10 protein-coding genes, 1 tRNA gene and 3 rRNA genes are annotated in these 21,441 nt (G+C 54.7%); 11 read left to right on the top strand and 3 right to left on the bottom strand.

The window, feature by feature from the left end:
• Positions 1–10 precede the first annotated feature (10 nt).
• Positions 11–1,600, bottom strand: coding sequence for a bifunctional phosphoribosylaminoimidazolecarboxamide formyltransferase/IMP cyclohydrolase (purH, locus tag AL479_RS07320; protein WP_061075623.1), 1,590 nt, complete (start codon positions 1,598–1,600; stop codon positions 11–13).
• Between the two features lie 625 nt (positions 1,601–2,225).
• Here purH and AL479_RS07315 point away from each other — a divergent pair.
• The 4 genes from AL479_RS07315 to rrf all read left to right on the top strand — a co-directional run bounded on the left by AL479_RS07315 (position 2,226) and on the right by rrf (position 7,278).
• Positions 2,226–3,767 (top strand): 16S ribosomal RNA (locus AL479_RS07315).
• An 86-nt stretch (positions 3,768–3,853) separates the two neighbouring features.
• A tRNA-Glu gene (locus AL479_RS07310) sits at positions 3,854–3,929 on the top strand.
• Between the two features lie 197 nt (positions 3,930–4,126).
• A 23S ribosomal RNA gene (locus tag AL479_RS07305) occupies positions 4,127–7,031 on the top strand.
• Positions 7,032–7,162: 131 nt separating this feature from the next.
• A 5S ribosomal RNA gene (rrf, locus tag AL479_RS07300) occupies positions 7,163–7,278 on the top strand.
• Together the 16S, 23S and 5S rRNA genes with 1 tRNA gene alongside form the textbook arrangement of a ribosomal RNA operon.
• Positions 7,279–7,410: 132 nt before the next feature.
• Here the strand turns inward: rrf and AL479_RS07295 are convergent.
• Positions 7,411–7,860, bottom strand: a complete 450-nt coding sequence (locus AL479_RS07295) for an acetyltransferase (RefSeq protein WP_061075622.1) — start codon at positions 7,858–7,860, stop codon at positions 7,411–7,413.
• 156 nt (positions 7,861–8,016) lie between these two features.
• Between AL479_RS07295 and metA the strand changes: the two genes are divergently transcribed.
• From metA to aceK, 4 genes are all read left to right on the top strand, one after another.
• Positions 8,017–8,946 (top strand): homoserine O-acetyltransferase MetA, encoded by a 930-nt coding sequence (metA, locus tag AL479_RS07290; protein ID WP_061075621.1) that lies wholly within the window; start codon positions 8,017–8,019, stop codon positions 8,944–8,946.
• Positions 8,947–9,214: 268 nt separating this feature from the next.
• Complete coding sequence (aceB, locus tag AL479_RS07285) at positions 9,215–10,816, top strand: malate synthase A (RefSeq protein WP_061075620.1); 1,602 nt, start codon at positions 9,215–9,217, stop codon at positions 10,814–10,816.
• A gap of 157 nt (positions 10,817–10,973) precedes the next feature.
• Complete coding sequence (gene aceA, locus AL479_RS07280) at positions 10,974–12,278, top strand: isocitrate lyase (RefSeq protein ID WP_061077941.1); 1,305 nt, start codon at positions 10,974–10,976, stop codon at positions 12,276–12,278.
• A 102-nt stretch (positions 12,279–12,380) separates the two neighbouring features.
• Positions 12,381–14,105 carry a bifunctional isocitrate dehydrogenase kinase/phosphatase gene (gene aceK, locus AL479_RS07275; RefSeq protein WP_061075619.1) on the top strand — a complete coding sequence of 575 codons (1,725 nt, stop codon included), beginning with the start codon at positions 12,381–12,383 and terminating at the stop codon, positions 14,103–14,105.
• Positions 14,106–14,217: 112 nt separating this feature from the next.
• Here aceK and iclR read toward each other — a convergent pair whose 3' ends face one another.
• The gene (iclR, locus tag AL479_RS07270) at positions 14,218–15,042 is read right to left on the bottom strand and encodes a glyoxylate bypass operon transcriptional repressor IclR (RefSeq protein ID WP_061075618.1); all 825 of its coding nucleotides are present in this window, start codon (positions 15,040–15,042) and stop codon (positions 14,218–14,220) included.
• 193 nt (positions 15,043–15,235) lie between these two features.
• On the opposite strand from iclR, the gene metH reads away from it, so the two are divergent.
• The 3 genes from metH (at position 15,236) to AL479_RS07250 (ending at position 21,372) form a co-directional block, all read left to right on the top strand.
• Entirely contained in the window at positions 15,236–18,919 is a 3,684-nt protein-coding gene (metH, locus tag AL479_RS07265; protein WP_061075617.1) for a methionine synthase, read from the top strand.
• Positions 18,920–18,998: 79 nt separating this feature from the next.
• Positions 18,999–19,451: a hypothetical protein gene (locus tag AL479_RS07260; RefSeq protein WP_061075616.1), complete on the top strand. Its 453-nt coding sequence runs from the start codon at positions 18,999–19,001 to the stop codon at positions 19,449–19,451.
• 289 nt (positions 19,452–19,740) lie between these two features.
• Positions 19,741–21,372, top strand: a complete 1,632-nt coding sequence (locus AL479_RS07250; RefSeq protein ID WP_061075615.1) for a Na/Pi cotransporter family protein — start codon at positions 19,741–19,743, stop codon at positions 21,370–21,372.
• Positions 21,373–21,441: the final 69 nt, after the last annotated feature.

The following is a 21,441-nucleotide window of genomic DNA, read 5'->3' as shown; positions in this document are numbered from 1 at the left end:
TCTCGCTCCATTAATGGCGGAAGTGGCGCATGTCGGTGAAGATCATCGCAATGCCGTGTTCGTCAGCAGCGGCAATGACTTCATCATCACGGATGGAACCGCCAGGCTGGATCACACAGCTCACACCAACAGCGGCAGCAGCATCAATACCATCGCGGAACGGGAAGAAGGCATCGGAAGCCATGGCGGAACCTTTCACTTCCAGACCTTCATCCGCGGCTTTGATCCCGGCAATTTTGGCGGAGTAAACGCGGCTCATCTGGCCTGCGCCAATACCGATAGTCATGTTCTCTTTGGCGTAAACAATGGCGTTGGATTTTACGAACTTCGCGACTTTCCAGCAGAACAGCGCGTCACGCAGTTCCTGTTCGGTCGGCTGGCGCTTCGTCACCACGCGCAGCTCACCGGCAGTGACCATACCCAGATCGCGGTCCTGAACCAGCAAACCGCCGTTAACACGTTTGAAATCCAGACCCGGCACGCGATCAGCCCACTGACCGCAGGTCAGGACGCGCACGTTCTGCTTAGCGGCGGTGATTTTCAGCGCCTCTTCGGTCGCAGATGGGGCGATGATCACTTCAACAAACTGACGGGAGATGATGGCCTGCGCTGTTTCAGCATCCAGTTCGCGGTTAAAGGCGATGATGCCGCCGAAGGCGGAGGTCGGGTCCGTTTTATACGCGCGATCGTAAGCATCCAGAATCGAGGTGCTGACCGCGACGCCGCAGGGGTTAGCGTGCTTGACGATCACACAGGCCGGCTCGCTGAACGCTTTCACACACTCCAGCGCCGCGTCGGTATCGGCGATGTTGTTATAGGAAAGCGCTTTGCCCTGGACCTGTTGAGCGGTCGCAACGGAGGCTTCTTGTACATTCTCTTCTATATAGAAGGCAGCCTGCTGGTGGCTGTTCTCGCCGTAGCGCATATCCTGCTTCTTAATGAAGTTCAGGTTCAGCGTCCGCGGGAAGCGACCCGCGGCATCTTTGCTTTCACCGTGATAGGCCGGAACCATGCTGCCAAAATAGTTGGCAATCATACTGTCGTAGGCGGCGGTGTGTTCGAAGGCTTTAATCGCGAGATCGAAACGGGTGTCGAGGGTCAGAGAACCGTCGTTGGCATCCATCTCATTAATAATGGCGTTGTAGTCGCTGCTCTTTACTACGATAGCGACATCTTTATGGTTCTTTGCGGCAGAGCGGACCATCGTCGGCCCGCCGATGTCGATGTTCTCTACGGCATCTTCCAGTGAGCAGCCTTCGCGGGCAACGGTCTGGGCGAACGGATAAAGGTTAACAACTACCATGTCGATGGGGGCGATGCCGTGCTGTTCCATAATCCCGTCATCCTGGCCGCGACGACCGAGAATGCCGCCGTGTACTTTAGGATGCAGGGTCTTCACGCGTCCATCCATCATTTCCGGGAAACCGGTGTAATCGGAAACTTCGGTCACCGGCAGACCTTTTTCTGCTAACAGACGGGCAGTGCCCCCTGTCGACAGCAGATCCACACCACGTGCGGAAAGTGCCTGGGCGAATTCGACGATACCGGCTTTGTCAGAAACACTGAGCAGAGCGCGGCGGACTGGACGACGTTGTTGCATGGTAAATCCCCTGGATTTGACGATAACAGAGAGCGTTAGCTGAATTTTTCGTGAAAAACTTAGCTAACGCCCCTTACGGGGCATACTTGTTTTGCGGGGGCATTGTAACGAAAACGTTTGCGCAACGCTCGCGAATTTTTCTTTTTCGATTCTGGTACTGATTTTCTCTCTCTATCGATCGTTAACGGCAGGGAAGATCCGCTCAATGATCCCGACGATTGTGGATAAGTCTGTGTGTAAAAGGGTATAAGGCGGGGTTTTGCTGGGGAATGCAGCAGTCAGTCATTTTTCTGCAACTTTTCTATTGCGGATGCTCGGGAACTCCCTATAATGCGCCTCCATCGACACGGCGGATGTGAATCACTTCACACAAACAGCCGGTTCGGTTGAAGAGAAAAATCCTGAAAATCAGGGTTGACTCTGAAAGAGGAAAGCGTAATATACGCCACCTCGCGACAGAGCGCTAAAGCGCGTCGCAACTGCTCTTTAACAATTTATCAGACAATCTGTGTGGGCACTCAGAGTGACATGGATTCTTAACGTCGCAAGACGAAAAATGAATACCAAGTCTCAAAGAGTGAACACGTAATTCATTACGAAGTTTAATTCTACGAGCATCAAACTTAAATTGAAGAGTTTGATCATGGCTCAGATTGAACGCTGGCGGCAGGCCTAACACATGCAAGTCGAACGGTAACAGGAAGCAGCTTGCTGCTTTGCTGACGAGTGGCGGACGGGTGAGTAATGTCTGGGAAACTGCCCGATGGAGGGGGATAACTACTGGAAACGGTAGCTAATACCGCATAACGTCGCAAGACCAAAGAGGGGGACCTTCGGGCCTCTTGCCATCGGATGTGCCCAGATGGGATTAGCTTGTTGGTGAGGTAACGGCTCACCAAGGCGACGATCCCTAGCTGGTCTGAGAGGATGACCAGCCACACTGGAACTGAGACACGGTCCAGACTCCTACGGGAGGCAGCAGTGGGGAATATTGCACAATGGGCGCAAGCCTGATGCAGCCATGCCGCGTGTATGAAGAAGGCCTTCGGGTTGTAAAGTACTTTCAGCGGGGAGGAAGGTGTTGTGGTTAATAACCGCAACAATTGACGTTACCCGCAGAAGAAGCACCGGCTAACTCCGTGCCAGCAGCCGCGGTAATACGGAGGGTGCAAGCGTTAATCGGAATTACTGGGCGTAAAGCGCACGCAGGCGGTCTGTCAAGTCGGATGTGAAATCCCCGGGCTCAACCTGGGAACTGCATTCGAAACTGGCAGGCTTGAGTCTCGTAGAGGGGGGTAGAATTCCAGGTGTAGCGGTGAAATGCGTAGAGATCTGGAGGAATACCGGTGGCGAAGGCGGCCCCCTGGACGAAGACTGACGCTCAGGTGCGAAAGCGTGGGGAGCAAACAGGATTAGATACCCTGGTAGTCCACGCCGTAAACGATGTCTATTTGGAGGTTGTGCCCTTGAGGCGTGGCTTCCGGAGCTAACGCGTTAAATAGACCGCCTGGGGAGTACGGCCGCAAGGTTAAAACTCAAATGAATTGACGGGGGCCCGCACAAGCGGTGGAGCATGTGGTTTAATTCGATGCAACGCGAAGAACCTTACCTGGTCTTGACATCCACAGAAGTTTTCAGAGATGAGAACGTGCCTTCGGGAACTGTGAGACAGGTGCTGCATGGCTGTCGTCAGCTCGTGTTGTGAAATGTTGGGTTAAGTCCCGCAACGAGCGCAACCCTTATCCTTTGTTGCCAGCGGTCCGGCCGGGAACTCAAAGGAGACTGCCAGTGATAAACTGGAGGAAGGTGGGGATGACGTCAAGTCATCATGGCCCTTACGACCAGGGCTACACACGTGCTACAATGGCATATACAAAGAGAAGCGACCTCGCGAGAGCAAGCGGACCTCATAAAGTATGTCGTAGTCCGGATTGGAGTCTGCAACTCGACTCCATGAAGTCGGAATCGCTAGTAATCGTGGATCAGAATGCCACGGTGAATACGTTCCCGGGCCTTGTACACACCGCCCGTCACACCATGGGAGTGGGTTGCAAAAGAAGTAGGTAGCTTAACCTTCGGGAGGGCGCTTACCACTTTGTGATTCATGACTGGGGTGAAGTCGTAACAAGGTAACCGTAGGGGAACCTGCGGTTGGATCACCTCCTTACCTTAAAGAACCTGCCTTTGCAGTGCCCACACAGATTGTCTGATGAAAAGTGAATAGCAAGGCGTCTTGCCGAAGCAGACTTCAGTGTCCCCTTCGTCTAGAGGCCCAGGACACCGCCCTTTCACGGCGGTAACAGGGGTTCGAATCCCCTAGGGGACGCCACTTGCTGGTTTGTGTGAGTGAAAGTCGCCGGCCCCTGTATCTCAAAACTGACTCAGCGAGTCATGTTTGAGATATTTGCTCTTTAAAAATCTGGATCAAGCTGAAAATTGAAACGACACATCTTTATTGGTGTGTTCGAGTCTCTCAAATTTTCGCAATCACGATGATGAATCGAAAGAAACATCTTCGGGTTGTGAGGTTAAGCGACTAAGCGTACACGGTGGATGCCCTGGCAGTCAGAGGCGATGAAGGACGTGCTAATCTGCGAAAAGCGCCGGTAAGGTGATATGAACCGTTATAACCGGCGATGTCCGAATGGGGAAACCCAGTGCAATTCGTTGCACTATCGTTAACTGAATACATAGGTTAACGAGGCGAACCGGGGGAACTGAAACATCTAAGTACCCCGAGGAAAAGAAATCAACCGAGATTCCCCCAGTAGCGGCGAGCGAACGGGGAGCAGCCCAGAGCCTGAATCAGCATGTGTGGTAGTGGAACGGTCTGGAAAGGCCGGCGATACAGGGTGACAGCCCCGTACACAAAACCGCATGTGTTGTGAGCTCGATGAGTAGGGCGGGACACGTGGTATCCTGTCTGAATATGGGGGGACCATCCTCCAAGGCTAAATACTCCTGACTGACCGATAGTGAACCAGTACCGTGAGGGAAAGGCGAAAAGAACCCCGGCGAGGGGAGTGAAAAAGAACCTGAAACCGTGTACGTACAAGCAGTGGGAGCCTCTTTATGGGGTGACTGCGTACCTTTTGTATAATGGGTCAGCGACTTATATTCTGTAGCAAGGTTAACCGAATAGGGGAGCCGAAGGGAAACCGAGTCTTAACTGGGCGTTAAGTTGCAGGGTATAGACCCGAAACCCGGTGATCTAGCCATGGGCAGGTTGAAGGTTGGGTAACACTAACTGGAGGACCGAACCGACTAATGTTGAAAAATTAGCGGATGACTTGTGGCTGGGGGTGAAAGGCCAATCAAACCGGGAGATAGCTGGTTCTCCCCGAAAGCTATTTAGGTAGCGCCTCGTGAATTCATCTCCGGGGGTAGAGCACTGTTTCGGCTAGGGGGTCATCCCGACTTACCAACCCGATGCAAACTGCGAATACCGGAGAATGTTATCACGGGAGACACACGGCGGGTGCTAACGTCCGTCGTGAAGAGGGAAACAACCCAGACCGCCAGCTAAGGTCCCAAAGTCATGGTTAAGTGGGAAACGATGTGGGAAGGCTCAGACAGCCAGGATGTTGGCTTAGAAGCAGCCATCATTTAAAGAAAGCGTAATAGCTCACTGGTCGAGTCGGCCTGCGCGGAAGATGTAACGGGGCTAAACCATGCACCGAAGCTGCGGCAGCGACACTATGTGTTGTTGGGTAGGGGAGCGTTCTGTAAGCCTGTGAAGGTGTGCTGTGAGGCATGCTGGAGGTATCAGAAGTGCGAATGCTGACATAAGTAACGATAAAGCGGGTGAAAAGCCCGCTCGCCGGAAGACCAAGGGTTCCTGTCCAACGTTAATCGGGGCAGGGTGAGTCGACCCCTAAGGCGAGGCCGAAAGGCGTAGTCGATGGGAAACAGGTTAATATTCCTGTACCAGGTGTTACTGCGAAGGGGGGACGGAGAAGGCTATGTTGGCCGGGCGACGGTTGTCCCGGTTTAAGCGTGTAGGTGTGTGTTCCAGGTAAATCCGGTTCACTTTAACACTGAGGCGTGATGACGAGGCACTACGGTGCTGAAGCAACAAATGCCCTGCTTCCAGGAAAAGCCTCTAAGCATCAGGTAACATCAGATCGTACCCCAAACCGACACAGGTGGTCAGGTAGAGAATACCAAGGCGCTTGAGAGAACTCGGGTGAAGGAACTAGGCAAAATGGTGCCGTAACTTCGGGAGAAGGCACGCTGATAGGTAGGTGAAGCGACTTGCTCGTGGAGCTGAAATCAGTCGAAGATACCAGCTGGCTGCAACTGTTTATTAAAAACACAGCACTGTGCAAACACGAAAGTGGACGTATACGGTGTGACGCCTGCCCGGTGCCGGAAGGTTAATTGATGGGGTTATCCTCGCGGAGAAGCTCTTGATCGAAGCCCCGGTAAACGGCGGCCGTAACTATAACGGTCCTAAGGTAGCGAAATTCCTTGTCGGGTAAGTTCCGACCTGCACGAATGGCGTAATGATGGCCAGGCTGTCTCCACCCGAGACTCAGTGAAATTGAACTCGCTGTGAAGATGCAGTGTACCCGCGGCAAGACGGAAAGACCCCGTGAACCTTTACTATAGCTTGACACTGAACACTGGTCCTTGATGTGTAGGATAGGTGGGAGGCTTTGAAGCGCGGACGCCAGTTCGTGTGGAGCCAACCTTGAAATACCACCCTTTAATGGCTGGTGTTCTAACGTGGACCCGTAATCCGGGTTGCGGACAGTGTCTGGTGGGTAGTTTGACTGGGGCGGTCTCCTCCTAAAGAGTAACGGAGGAGCACGAAGGTTAGCTAATCCTGGTCGGACATCAGGAGGTTAGTGCAAAGGCATAAGCTAGCTTGACTGCGAGCGTGACGGCGCGAGCAGGTGCGAAAGCAGGTCTTAGTGATCCGGTGGTTCTGAATGGAAGGGCCATCGCTCAACGGATAAAAGGTACTCCGGGGATAACAGGCTGATACCGCCCAAGAGTTCATATCGACGGCGGTGTTTGGCACCTCGATGTCGGCTCATCACATCCTGGGGCTGAAGTAGGTCCCAAGGGTATGGCTGTTCGCCATTTAAAGTGGTACGCGAGCTGGGTTTAGAACGTCGTGAGACAGTTCGGTCCCTATCTGCCGTGGGCGCTGGAGAATTGAGGGGGCTGCTCCTAGTACGAGAGGACCGGAGTGGACGCATCACTGGTGTTCGGGTTGTCATGCCAATGGCACTGCCCGGTAGCTAAATGCGGAAGAGATAAGTGCTGAAAGCATCTAAGCACGAAACTTGCCCCGAGATGAGTTCTCCCTGACTCTTTAAGGGTCCTGAAGGAACGTTGAAGACGACGACGTTGATAGGCCGGGTGTGTAAGCGCAGCGATGCGTTGAGCTAACCGGTACTAATGAACCGTGAGGCTTAACCTTACAACGCCGAAGATGTTTTGGCGGAATAGAGAGAATTTCAGCCTGATAACAGATTTGCGAAAACGAAAGATTTTGCGCTGAGGCAAGGCAGCATCAGAGTAAAATATTCGTTTTGAGCACAAAAGAATTTGCCTGGCGGCTGTAGCGCGGTGGTCCCACCTGACCCCATGCCGAACTCAGAAGTGAAACGCCGTAGCGCCGATGGTAGTGTGGGGTCTCCCCATGCGAGAGTAGGGAACTGCCAGGCATCAAATAAGTGAAGAAGCCCATCCTGACGGATGGGCTTTTTTGCGTCTGTAGTAAGCCAGTGGCTGGTGCTGATAAGACAGCGCCAGCCAGCAGAACGCCGGATGGCGGCTTCGCCTTATCCGGCCTACCGTCAGGACGAGGCACCCTGGTAACGCAAATGCAATAACGGATATGGCTGCCCAAGATCGTCGACCTCTGCGCGCCCCGTTACCCTGAATCCCATCTTCTTATAGAATCCAACGGCTTGCTCATTCTGTTCGTTCACGTTAGTCGTCAACGTGGGCACGAGCGAAAGCGCATGCTCAATCAACAGCTTACCCACGCCACAGCCCCGGATGTCGGGATCAACAAACAGCGCATCCATATGATCTCCAGTGAGCAACATAAATGCGACGGGTTCATCCTGCTCATTAGCGGCAACCCATAAAGGGGCTTCGGGTAAAAACGAGCGGACCAGTTCTTCCAGCTCGATGCGGTACTCTTTAGACAGAAAATCATGCGTGGCGTCGACCGACCGGCACCAGATCGCAATCAGTTTTTCCCCTTCATCATGCCGCGATCGGCGTATGTTAATAACCATATTCTCTCCTTTTCGTTATGCTTATATTCTAACGTATTTGTCGTCGTGAAACTTTCTCACCTTTAACATGCAGGCTCGACATTGACGTGATTTCTGGGTATCTTCAGCTATCTGGATGTCTAAACGTTTAAACGTATGTAGTGAGGTTATCAGGTTATGCCGATTCGCGTGCTGGACGAGCTACCCGCCGTCAATTTCTTGCGTGAGGAAAACGTCTTTGTCATGACGACTTCCCGCGCGTCAGGTCAGGAAATTCGTCCGCTAAAGGTGCTTATCCTCAACCTGATGCCGAAGAAAATCGAAACGGAAAATCAGTTTTTGCGGCTGCTGTCGAACTCTCCGCTGCAGGTGGATGTACAGTTACTGCGCATTGATGCCCGTGAGTCGCGTAATACGCCAGCCGAGCATCTGAACAACTTCTACTGTAACTTTGAGGATATCTGCGATCAGAACTTCGATGGCCTGATTGTCACCGGCGCACCGCTGGGTCTGGTGGAGTTCAATGACGTTGCCTATTGGCCACAGATCAAACAGGTACTGGAGTGGGCGAAAGATCATGTCACCTCAACGCTGTTTGTCTGTTGGGCGGTCCAGGCCGCACTCAATATCCTCTACGGAATTCCGAAACAGACCCGCACCGATAAGCTCTCTGGCGTTTATGAGCATCATATTCTTCACCCGCATGCGCTGCTGACGCGGGGTTTTGATGATTCGTTTCTGGCCCCGCATTCACGCTACGCTGACTTTCCGTCAGTGTTGATTCGTGACTACACCGATCTTGAGATCCTCGCCGAGAGTGAGAACGGGGATGCCTATCTGTTTGCCAGCAAAGATAAACGCATTGCGTTTGTCACGGGCCATCCGGAATATGACGCCGACACATTGGGCAGCGAATATTTCCGCGATGTAGACGCCGGATTAAACCCCGACGTTCCATTCAACTATTTCCCGAAAAACGATCCCCAGAACAAGCCTCGTGCCACCTGGCGAAGCCACGGTAATTTGCTGTTCATCAACTGGCTCAACTATTACGTCTACCAGATCACGCCATATGATCTGCGTCACATGAATCCAACGCTGGATTAATCGTCTGTCGCTGACGATCCTAAAGCGTTTCAGCATATTGAATCAGGCACCTTCGGGTGCCTTTTTTATTTCCGAAATGCACTTCAACTTGTGATTAAACTTTATTTTTATTGTTATCAATAGGTTAATTGATAATTAAATTAAAAATGGAAATTGTTTTTGATTTTGAAATTTAAATGAGTAGTCTTAGTTGTGCTGAACGAAAAGCGCACAACGATCCTTCGTTCGCATTGGGAATGCTTTGTTATCAATGACGAGGAGTTACAGAATGAATCAACAGGCAACGACTACCGATGAATTGATCTTCACGAGGCCCTATGGTGAGCCGGAGAAGCAGATCCTGACCGATGAAGCGGTCGAATTTCTCACTGAACTGGTGGCTCGCTTTACGGCGAAGCGCAATAAGCTGCTCGCGGCTCGTATCCAGCAGCAGCAGGATATCGACAACGGTATATTGCCTGATTTTATTTCGGAAACTGTTTCCATTAGAAACGATAACTGGAAGATTCGCGGTATACCGGAGGATTTACAGGATCGTCGGGTCGAAATCACCGGACCGGTTGAGCGCAAGATGGTTATCAATGCGTTGAACGCGAATGTGAAGGTTTTTATGGCCGATTTCGAAGATTCACTGGCACCGGAATGGAGCAAAGTGATCGATGGGCATATCAACCTGCGCGACGCGGTTAATGGCACCATCAGCTACACCAATGAAGCCGGCAAAATCTATCAGCTGAAGCCTAATCCGGCATTACTGATTTGCCGTGTGCGTGGCCTGCACCTGCCGGAAAAACATGTAACCTGGCGCGGTGAAGCGATCCCCGGCAGCCTGTTCGACTTTGCCCTCTATTTCTTCCATAACTACAAAGCGTTGCTGGCCAAAGGCAGCGGTCCCTATTTCTACCTGCCAAAAACGCAGGCGTGGCAGGAAGCGGCCTGGTGGAGTGAAGTTTTCAGCTATACCGAAGATCGTTTTAATCTGCCGCGCGGCACGATTAAAGCCACGCTGCTGATTGAAACCCTGCCGGCCGTGTTCCAGATGGACGAGATCCTGCACGCGCTGCGTGACCATATTGTCGGTCTGAACTGCGGTCGCTGGGATTACATCTTCAGCTATATCAAAACGCTGAAGAATCATCCGGATCGCGTTCTGCCGGACCGCCAGGTGGTGACGATGGATAAGCCCTTCCTTAGCGCCTATTCGCGTCTGCTGATTAAAACCTGTCACAAACGTGGCGCCTTCGCGATGGGCGGTATGGCGGCATTCATTCCAAGCAAAGACGCTGAACGCAACAATCAGGTGCTCAGCAAGGTGAAAGCGGATAAAGCGCTGGAAGCCAATAACGGCCACGACGGCACGTGGATTGCGCATCCGGGACTGGCGGATACCGCGATGGCGGTCTTCAACGAGGTGCTCGGCGAGAACAAAAACCAGCTGTTTGTGACCCGTGATGAAGACGCGCCGATTACCGCAGAACAATTGTTGGCGCCATGTGAAGGCGAGCGTACGGAAGAGGGGATGCGTGCCAATATTCGCGTTGCGGTGCAATACATCGAAGCGTGGATCTCCGGCAACGGCTGCGTGCCGATTTATGGCCTGATGGAAGATGCGGCGACGGCGGAGATCTCCCGTACTTCAATCTGGCAGTGGATCCATCACGAGAAAACCCTGAGCAACGGCAAGCCGGTCACTAAAGCGCTGTTCCGCCAGATGTTGGCTGAAGAGATGCGGGTCATCCAGGACGAACTGGGTGAACACCGCTACAGCAACGGCCGTTTTGATGATGCCGCGCGCCTGATGGAACAAATCACCACCTCTGACGAATTAATCGATTTCCTGACATTGCCAGGCTACCGCCTGCTGGCGTAAATGCCCAGGCTATTTTGTTCGCCATTTTGGCCCCGGGTAGTGCTCAAAATCCTCACGTACTATAAGTACGCTCCGGTTTTTGCGCGGCTTCCCGTGACCAAACTGCCTTCACCAATAACGCCTGGGAAGCCAGGAGAATAATATGGAGCATCTGCACATGAAAACCCGTACCCAACAGATCGAAGCGTTACAGAAAGAATGGACACAACCGCGCTGGGAAGGCATCCGTCGCCCGTACAGCGCGGAAGAAGTGGTGAAATTACGCGGCTCGGTTAACCCGGAATGTACGCTGGCGCAACTGGGCGCGGCCAAAATGTGGCGTCTGCTGCACGGCGAATCGAAGAAAGGTTATATCAACAGCCTCGGCGCGCTGACCGGCGGTCAGGCGTTGCAGCAGGCGAAAGCGGGTATCGAAGCCGTATATCTGTCGGGGTGGCAGGTCGCGGCGGATGCGAACCTGGCGTCCAGCATGTACCCGGATCAATCGCTCTATCCGGCAAACTCTGTCCCGGCAGTGGTGGATCGGATCAACAACACCTTTCGCCGTGCGGATCAGATCCAGTGGTCCAGCGGTATTGAACCCAACGATCCGCGCTATGTGGATTACTTTCTGCCGATCGTCGCCGATGCGGAAGCCGGGTTTGGCGGCGTACTGAATGCGTTTGAGCTGATGAAATCGATGATTGAGGCCGGTGCAGCGGCTGTTCACTTCGAAGATCAGCTGGCCTCGGTGAAGAAATGCGGTCACATGGGCGGCAAAGTGCTGGTGCCCACTCAGGAAGCGATTCAGAAACTGGTGGCTGCGCGTCTGGCGGCAGACGTCATGGGGGTACCGACGCTGGTGATCGCCCGTACCGATGCGGATGCGGCGGATCTGATCACCTCCGACTGTGACCCGTACGACAGCGAATTTATTACCGGCGAGCGCACCAGTGAAGGATTCTTCCGTACGCATGCCGGCATTGAGCAGGCGATCAGCCGTGGTCTGGCCTACGCCCCGTATGCTGATCTGGTGTGGTGTGAAACCTCCACGCCGGATCTGGAACTGGCGAAGCGCTTTGCCGATGCTATTCATGCGAAATTCCCTGGCAAACTGCTGGCCTACAACTGTTCGCCGTCATTCAACTGGCAGAAGAATCTGGACGATAAGACCATCGCCAGCTTCCAGCAGCAGTTGTCCGATATGGGCTACAAGTACCAGTTCATCACCCTGGCGGGCATTCACAGCATGTGGTTCAACATGTTCGACCTCGCGCACGCCTATGCGCAGGGTGAAGGCATGCGCCACTATGTTGAGAAGGTACAGCAGCCAGAATTTGCGGCGGCTAAAGACGGTTACACCTTCGTGTCCCATCAGCAGGAAGTGGGTACCGGTTACTTCGATAAAGTCACTACCATCATTCAGGGCGGCACTTCCTCGGTGACCGCGCTGACCGGCTCGACTGAAGAATCGCAGTTTTGATTAATGCCCGGTGGCGCTGCGCTTACCGGGCCTACGAAGGGATGTAGGCCGGATAAGCGAACGCGCCATCCGGCATGACGTTGTGCCGGATGGGGAGAAGCGATGACGCGTGGCCTGGAGTTACTGATTGCTCAGACGATTTTGCAAGGTTTCGACGCCCAGTATGGTCGATTTCTGGAAGTGACCTCCGGCGCGCAACAGCGCTTTGAACAGGCCGACTGGCATGCCGTGCAGCAGGCGATGAAAAGCCGTATCCACCTCTACGATCACCACGTGGGTCTGGTGGTGGAACAACTGCGCTGCATCACTGGCGGCAAAACTACCGACGCCGCGTTTTTGCTGCGTGTAAAAGAGCATTACACCGGGCTCCTGCCGGATTACCCGCGCTTCGAGATTGCGGAGAGCTTTTTTAACTCCGTATATTGTCGGTTATTTGACCACCGCTCGCTCACTCCCGAGCGGCTCTTTATTTTTAGCTCCCAGCCAGAACGTCGTTTCCGGACGATCCCGCGTCCGCTGGCAAAAGATTTCTTCCCCGATCATGGCTGGGAACCGCTGCTCACCCGCATTCTCAGCGATCTGCCGTTGCGCCTGCCCTGGCAGAACAAAGGGCGCGATATTCGCTACATCATTGCACATCTGCGTGAAACCTTTGGTGAGGAGGCGTTGCAACACTGCCATCTACAGGTGGCTAACGAACTGTTTTATCGCAACAAAGCCGCCTGGCTGGTTGGTAAACTCATCACGCCGACGGCGACGCAGCCTTTTTTACTGCCGATCCATCGTACCGATGAAGGCGAGCTGTTTGTGGATACCTGCCTGACCACCACGGCAGAAGCCAGTATCGTGTTCGGTTTCGCCCGCTCCTATTTCATGGTGTACGCACCGCTGCCCGCCGCGCTGGTGGAATGGCTGCGTGAGATCCTGCCAGGAAAAACCACCGCCGAGTTATACATGGCGATCGGCTGTCAGAAACATGCGAAGACCGAGAGCTATCGCGAGTATTTATTGTATCTGCGCAGCTGCGATGAGCAGTTCATTGAAGCGCCGGGCATACGTGGCATGGTGATGCTGGTCTTTACGCTGCCGGGCTTCGACCGGGTTTTTAAAATTATTAAAGATAAGTTCGCGCCGCAAAAAGAGATGTCTGCCGCCCACGTTCGCGCCTGCTATCAACTGGTGAAAGAGCACGATCGCGTGGGACGCATGGCGGATACCCAGGAGTTCGAAAATTTCGTGCTGGATAAGCGTCAGATCGATCCGGCGTTGATGGCGCTGTTACTTGAGGAAGTGCCGGAAAAGATGACCGATCTTGGCGAGCAGATTGTCATCCGCCATCTCTATATTGAGCGGCGGATGGTGCCGCTCAATCTCTGGCTTGAGCAGGCAGAAGGTCAGCAACTGCGGGATGCGATTGAGGAGTACGGCAACGCGATTCGCCAGCTTGCCGCCGCCAATATTTTCCCCGGCGACATGCTGTTCAAAAACTTTGGCGTCACCCGTCATGGTCGCGTGGTGTTCTACGATTACGACGAAATCTGCTACATGACGGAAGTGAATTTCCGCCATATTCCGCCGCCGCGCTACCCGGAAGATGAACTATCGGGTGAGCCATGGTACAGCGTGTCGCCAGGCGATGTGTTTCCTGAGGAGTTTCGCCACTGGCTGTGCGCTGACCCGCGAATCGGGCCGCTGTTTGAAGAGATGCACGCCGACCTGTTCAGCGCCGACTATTGGCGCGGCCTGCAGACGCGTATTCGGGAAGGGCATGTCGAAGATGTTTACGCGTATCGCCGTCGCCAGCGATTCAGCGTACGGTTTGCCTGATTCCTGTAGGCCGGATAAGGCGATTGCGCCGCCATCCGGCAATGTGCGCCGATCTGCCTGATAGCGCTACGTTTATCAGGCCTACCGAAAATACCCCTCAGGGGTGTTTTGCTTACCGAATCCCGCCGTACGCCAGCGTGACTTCTTTCGCCGCCTTGATCACCATCGCGCCAAACTCGGTCACGCGGTCGTCTGTGATGCGCGAAATCGGGCCAGAGATAGAGATTGCCGCGAACGGCTCGCGGTGTTCGTCATAAATGCACGACGCGACACAGCGCAAACCGAGCGCGTGCTCCTCATCATCAAAGGAATAACCGCGCTTGCGGGTCTGGGCGAGATCGTCCTTCAGATGAACCGGGGAGACCAGCGTCGCATGAGTGTAAGCATGCAGCCCTTTGCGGTGCAGTAACTGGGTCACCTGTTCTTCACTCAGCTGTGCTAAAAACGCTTTGCCCGCGCCAGAGGCGTGCATCGGCAGCTTACCGCCAATCGGCGCAGACATGCGCATCAGTTGGGTGCACTGCACCTGGTCAATGATTATCGCCTGATGATCGCTCTGATCCAGCACCGCCAGATTCACCGTTTCGCCGGAATCTTCCATCAGTTTGCGCAGAATTGGGTGGACGATCGCCAGCAAATTGCGGCTCTGTAAAAAGCTGCTGCCGACGATGAACGCATGCGCGCCTATCGACCAGTGTCCAAGATCGCCCACCTGACGCACAAAGCCCTGCTGCTGCATGGTGGTCAGTAAACGGTGAGTGGTTGAGTTCGGCAGGCCAGCCTGCTGTGCCAGCTCGGTCAACGCCACGCTGCCGTTGGATTCCGCGATCCATTCCAGCAGTTTCAGTCCACGGGTCAGCGACTGAACCTGTCCGGCGGCGGGGGCGGTTGTCGCGGCGGGTTTTCTGCCGCGTTTGGCGGGAACGGGTGCAACCATAGCGGACTCCTTTTCTGTATCGTGGAAATCATTTTCGTTTTATTCAATTATAATGCAAGCAGTCTTGTACTGATCGGATGAGTGAAGCTGAACATGTCTCATGTTGCCCGTTGTTGGCTTTTCCGTCAGCCCTGTTTATGCCACTATGTTTTGTTGACTTTTTCGGTCTGGTTGAGCGTTGTCGGGAGCAAGTGTGAGCAGCAAAGTTGAACAACTGCGTGCGCAGTTAAATGAACGTATTCTGGTGCTGGACGGCGGCATGGGCACGATGATCCAGAGCTACCGTCTGAGTGAAGAGGATTTCCGTGGTGAACGCTTTGCCGACTGGCCGTGCGACCTGAAAGGCAACAATGACCTGCTGGTGCTGAGTAAGCCCGAGGTGATCGCCGCTATTCATAACGCGTACTTTGACGCGGGCGCGGACATTATTGAAACCAACACCTTCAACTCCACCCCTATCGCGATGGCGGATTACCAGATGGAATCCCTGTCGGCGGAGATCAACTTTGCCGCCGCGAAACTGGCGCGCGCCTGTGCCGATGAGTGGACCGCGCGTACCCCGGAAAAACCGCGCTATGTTGCGGGCGTTCTCGGCCCAACCAACCGGACCGCATCCATCTCGCCGGATGTAAATGACCCGGCATTCCGTAATATTACCTTTGATCAACTGGTGGCCGCTTACCGCGAGTCCACCAAAGCGCTGGTGGAAGGCGGCAGCGACCTGATTTTAATTGAAACCGTCTTTGATACGCTGAACGCGAAAGCAGCGATTTTCGCCGTTAAAGAAGAGCTGGAAGCGCTGGGCGTCGACCTGCCGATCATGATCTCCGGCACCATCACCGATGCTTCAGGCCGTACCCTTTCCGGTCAGACGACAGAGGCGTTTTACAACTCCCTGCGCCATGCTGAACCCCTCACTTTCGGCCTCAACTGTGCGCTGGGGCCGGATGAACTGCGCCAGTATGTGCAGGAGCTGTCTCGCATTGCTGAATGCTACGTGACGGCGCACCCGAACGCCGGGCTGCCCAACGCGTTCGGTGAATACGATCTGGATGCCGATACGATGGCAAAGCAGATCCGCGAATGGGCCGAAGCAGGCTTCCTGAATATCGTCGGTGGCTGCTGCGGCACCACTCCGGAACATATTGCGGCGATGAGTCGCGCGGTCGAGGGACTGGCGCCGCGCCCGTTGCCGGAGATCCCGGTGGCCTGTCGCTTATCCGGTCTCGAACCGCTGAATATTGGCGACGACAGCCTGTTTGTGAACGTCGGCGAGCGTACCAACGTCACCGGCTCCGCCAAATTTAAGCGCCTGATCAAAGAAGAAAAATACAGCGAAGCGCTGGACGTTGCCCGCCAGCAGGTAGAAAGCGGCGCGCAGATTATTGATATCAACATGGATGAGGGAATGCTCGACGCCGAAGCGGCGATGGTGCGCTTCCTCAACCTGATCGCCGGTGAGCCGGACATTGCACGTGTGCCGATCATGATTGACTCCTCAAAATGGGAAGTCATTGAGAAAGGGCTGAAGTGCATTCAGGGGAAAGGCATCGTTAACTCCATCTCGATGAAAGAAGGGGTTGAGATCTTCACCCATCACGCGAAGCTGCTGCGTCGCTACGGTGCGGCGGTGGTGGTGATGGCCTTTGATGAGCAGGGCCAGGCGGATACCCGTGCGCGTAAAATCGAGATTTGCCGCCGGGCGTACAAGATCCTCACCGAAGAGGTGGGCTTCCCGCCGGAAGACATCATTTTCGACCCGAACATTTTCGCAGTCGCAACCGGGATCGACGAGCATAATAACTACGCGCAGGACTTTATCGGCGCGTGCGAAGACATCAAACGCGAGCTGCCGCATGCGCTGATCTCTGGCGGCGTGTCCAACGTTTCGTTCTCGTTCCGCGGTAATGACCCGGTGCGCGAAGCCATTCACGCGGTGTTCCTCTACTACGCCATTCGCAACGGCATGGACATGGGGATTGTGAACGCCGGGCAACTGGCGATTTACGACGATCTCCCCGCTGAGCTGCGCGATGCGGTCGAGGATGTGATCCTCAACCGGCGTGATGACGGCACCGAGCGACTGCTGGAGCTGGCGGAGAGATACCGTGGCAGTAAGAGCGATGAAACGGCCAACGCGCAACTGGCAGAGTGGCGTACCTGGGAAGTCAAAAAGCGCCTTGAATACTCGCTGGTTAAAGGTATCACCGAGTTTATCGAGCAGGACACCGAAGAAGCGCGTCAGCAGGCGGCCCGTCCGATTGAGGTGATTGAAGGGCCGCTGATGGACGGTATGAACGTCGTCGGCGACCTGTTCGGCGAGGGTAAAATGTTCCTGCCGCAGGTGGTGAAATCCGCCCGCGTAATGAAACAGGCGGTGGCGTATCTCGAACCGTTTATCGAAGCCAGTAAAGAGAAAGGCTCCAGCAATGGCAAAATGGTCATCGCCACCGTGAAGGGCGATGTCCACGATATCGGCAAGAACATCGTTGGTGTGGTCCTGCAATGTAACAACTACGAAATCGTCGATCTTGGCGTGATGGTGCCGGCGGAGAAAATCCTCCGAACCGCTAAAGAGGTGAATGCGGATCTGATCGGCCTTTCCGGGCTGATTACCCCGTCGCTGGACGAAATGGTCAACGTGGCGAAAGAGATGGAGCGTCAGGGCTTCACCATGCCGTTGCTGATTGGCGGCGCGACGACGTCAAAAGCGCATACGGCGGTGAAAATCGAGCAGAACTACAGCGGCCCCACGGTTTATGTACAGAATGCTTCGCGCACCGTTGGCGTGGTTGCTGCGTTGCTTTCCGATACCCAACGCGATGACTTCGTCGCCCGTACCCGTAAAGAGTATGAAACCGTGCGCATCCAGCATGGGCGTAAGAAACCGCGCACCCCGCCGGTGACGCTCGCCGCCGCGCGTGAAAACGATCTGGCGTTTGACTGGGAAAGCTATACCCCGCCAGTGGCGCATCGTCTGGGTGTGCAGGAGGTTGAAGCCAGCATCGAAACGCTGCGTAACTACATCGACTGGACGCCGTTCTTTATGACCTGGTCGCTGGCCGGTAAGTACCCGCGCATCCTCGAAGATGAAGTGGTGGGTGAAGAGGCCAAGCGCCTGTTTAAAGACGCCAACGACATGCTGGATAAGCTGAGCGCAGAGAAGGCGCTGAATCCGCGCGGTGTGGTGGGGCTGTTCCCGGCAAACCGCGTGGGCGATGACATCGAAATCTATCGTGATGAAACGCGAACGCACGTGCTGATGGTCAGTCATCATCTGCGTCAGCAGACTGAAAAAGTGGGCTTTGCTAACTACTGCCTGTCTGACTTTGTGGCGCCGAAGCTGTCCGGCAAAGCGGACTACATCGGTGCTTTTGCGGTGACTGGTGGTCTGGAGGAGGACGCGCTGGCGGATGCGTTTGAAGCGCAGCACGATGATTACAACAAGATCATGGTGAAAGCGCTTGCCGACCGTCTGGCGGAAGCCTTCGCGGAATACCTGCATGAGCGCGTGCGTAAGGTCTACTGGGGTTATGCGGCCAACGAGAACCTCAGCAACGAGGAGTTGATTCGCGAAAACTACCAGGGGATTCGTCCGGCGCCGGGGTATCCGGCCTGTCCGGAGCACACCGAGAAAGGCACCATCTGGCAGTTGCTGGAGGTGGAAAAGCACACCGGCATGAAGCTCACCGAATCCTTCGCCATGTGGCCTGGCGCGTCGGTTTCCGGCTGGTACTTCAGCCATCCGGACAGCAAGTATTACGCGGTTGCACAGATTCAGCGCGATCAGGTGGAGGACTACGCGTTCCGTAAAGGGATGAGCGTTTCTGAAGTTGAACGCTGGCTGGCCCCTAACCTGGGCTATGACGCCGACTGATCGGTCCGGGAGTCTCCCGCCAGCGTCAGCCGTTCAGCGGCGCTGGTGGGAAACGCAATGGCAACGGAGGCCATGTAACATGTTTAGCCAGTTCAAAACCCGCAATAAAATTCTCTTATTCTGGGGGTTGATGGATCTGCTGGCGCTGGGCGCATATTTCTGGCTGTCTATGCGTCAGGGCAACGTTCCCTTTTATTCGGATGTGGTTAATTTCACCCGCACCTTTTCCGCTTTTGGGGCGAGTGAAGGGCCCGGCGCGGCGATCCAGATCTTCTTCTTCGTGGGCGTATTGATGAAGATTTCGCTCGTCTACACCGCATATCTGTTTCTTTTTAAAGATAAACTGAATTATATCCTGCTCGGCATTCAGGAAGTTTTACGCTTTGCCTCACTGACCAGTTCGGTCTCCCTGTTTCCGCTGTTTTTCTCTTTCATCGGCAGCCATTCAGCGGCGTTGGCGCTGTCCGGATTTCTTTTATCCGAATGCGCCAAAGTGGGATCGCTATGGTGGTATCACACACGTTCGGCATGAGGTGAGCGGGAAATCCCCGATTAGATGTCACGAAACTGTCATCTTTCCTTACAACTAACAGGGTGCTTACCGGGCACCCTGTCTCTTTCTTGCGTTTAAACCCTTATACTGGAAGAAGGCTATGACCTCTCTGGTTATATTTTTACACGCAATCATTCAAGTTGCGTCGAGGCGGCAAGCCTGGGAATCTCCAGGAGCTTACTGAAGTAAGTGACTGGAGTGAGCAGGCGCAGCCAACAAAGAGGCAGCTTGAAGGATAAAGTGTAAATGATAAGGAGTACCTGATTCCGTGCTAACTTTGCTCCACCTGCTTTCTGCTGTCGCCCTGCTGGTCTGGGGTACCCATATCGTGCGTACTGGCGTGATGCGTGTGTTCGGCGCTCGCCTGCGTACCGTGCTTAGCCGTAGCGTCGAAAAGAAACCACTCGCCTTCTGCGCGGGAATTGGCGTCACTGCGCTGGTGCAAAGCAGTAACGCCACCACCATGCTGGTGACCTCGTTTGTTGCCCAGGATCTTGTCGCGCTGACACCTGCGCTGGTGATTGTGCTTGGCGCAGACGTGGGGACCGCGCTGATGGCGCGTATCCTCACCTTCGATTTATCGTGGCTCTCGCCACTGCTGATTTTTATCGGCGTGATCTTCTTCCTTGGCCGTAAACAGTCACGCGCCGGACAACTGGGGCGCGTGGGGATCGGCCTTGGCCTGATCCTGCTGGCGCTGGAGCTGATTGTCCAGGCCGTCACCCCCATGACGCAGGCTAACGGCGTGCAGGTGATTTTTGCTTCGCTGACCGGCGATATTATGCTGGATGCGTTAATTGGCGCGATGTTCGCGATCATCAGTTATTCCAGCCTGGCGGCGGTACTGTTAACGGCCACTCTGACAGCGGCGGGGATCATCTCCTTCCCGGTGGCATTGTGTCTGGTGATTGGCGCCAACCTCGGTTCCGGCCTGCTGGCAATGCTCAACAACAGCGCGGCCAATGCCGCGGCTCGCCGCGTGGCACTCGGCAGCCTGCTGTTCAAGCTGGTGGGCAGCCTGATTATTCTGCCGTTTGTCCATCCGCTGGCAAACCTGATGGATCAACTGCCGCTGCAGAAATCCGAGCTGGTGATCTATTTCCACGTCTTCTACAACCTGGTGCGCTGCCTGGCAATGATTCCCTTTGCCGAGCCGATGGCGCGCTTCTGTAAGCGCATCATCCGCGACGAGCCGGAGCTGGATGCACATCTCAAGCCGAAGCATCTGGACGTCAGCGCGCTGGATACGCCAACCCTTGCGCTGGCCAATGCCGCCCGCGAAGCGCTACGCATCGGCGATGCGATGGAACAGATGATGGAAGGGCTGAAGAAGGTAATGCACGGCGAGCCGCGTGAAGAGAAAGAGCTGCGCAAAATAGCGGATGACATCAACGTGCTCTACACCGCCATCAAACTCTATCTGGCGCGGATGCCGAAAGAGGAACTGGCGGAAGAGGAGTCGCGCCGCTGGGCGGAGATCATCGAAATGTCGCTCAACCTTGAACAGGCGTCGGATATTGTGGAGCGCATGGGGAGCGAGATTGCTGACAAGTCGCTGGCGGCGCGGCGGGCGTTTTCGATTGAGGGGTTAAAAGAGCTGGATGCGCTCTTCGACCAACTGCTCAGCAATCTGCAACTGGCGATGTCGGTGTTCTTCTCCGGCGACGTGACCAGCGCCCGTCGGTTGCGTCGCAGCAAACATCGTTTCCGGATCCTGAATCGTCGTTACTCGCATGCGCACGTTGATCGTCTGCATCAGCAGAACGTACAAAGTATCGAGACCAGTTCCCTGCATCTGGGGTTACTGGGCGATATGCAGCGTCTGAACTCGTTGTTCTGTTCCGTGGCTTACAGCGTGCTGGAACAGCCGGACGAAGACGACGAGCGGGATGATTATTAACGATAACGCGGCGTTTATCCGGTCTACAATGAACGCAATTTGTAGGCCGGATAAGGCGTTTACGCCGCC

Source organism: Citrobacter amalonaticus (assembly GCF_001559075.2).
Taxonomy (GTDB): Bacteria; Pseudomonadota; Gammaproteobacteria; order Enterobacterales; family Enterobacteriaceae; genus Citrobacter_A; species Citrobacter_A amalonaticus_F.
Note: the sequence above shows the minus strand (reverse complement) of the source record. Positions and strands in the feature narration are given on the sequence as shown.

Bases quoted from the DNA above. Each gene is read 5' to 3' on its own strand.
- purH (WP_061075623.1), bottom strand. From the start codon at position 1,600: ATGCAACAACGTCGTCCAGTCCGCCGCGCTCTGCTCAGTGTTTCTGAC.
- AL479_RS07295 (WP_061075622.1), bottom strand. From the start codon at position 7,860: ATGGTTATTAACATACGCCGATCGCGGCATGATGAAGGGGAAAAACTG.
- metA (WP_061075621.1), top strand. From the start codon at position 8,017: ATGCCGATTCGCGTGCTGGACGAGCTACCCGCCGTCAATTTCTTGCGT.
- aceB (WP_061075620.1), top strand. From the start codon at position 9,215: ATGAATCAACAGGCAACGACTACCGATGAATTGATCTTCACGAGGCCC.
- aceA (WP_061077941.1), top strand. From the start codon at position 10,974: ATGAAAACCCGTACCCAACAGATCGAAGCGTTACAGAAAGAATGGACA.
- aceK (WP_061075619.1), top strand. From the start codon at position 12,381: ATGACGCGTGGCCTGGAGTTACTGATTGCTCAGACGATTTTGCAAGGT.
- iclR (WP_061075618.1), bottom strand. From the start codon at position 15,042: ATGGTTGCACCCGTTCCCGCCAAACGCGGCAGAAAACCCGCCGCGACA.
- AL479_RS07260 (WP_061075616.1), top strand. From the start codon at position 18,999: ATGTTTAGCCAGTTCAAAACCCGCAATAAAATTCTCTTATTCTGGGGG.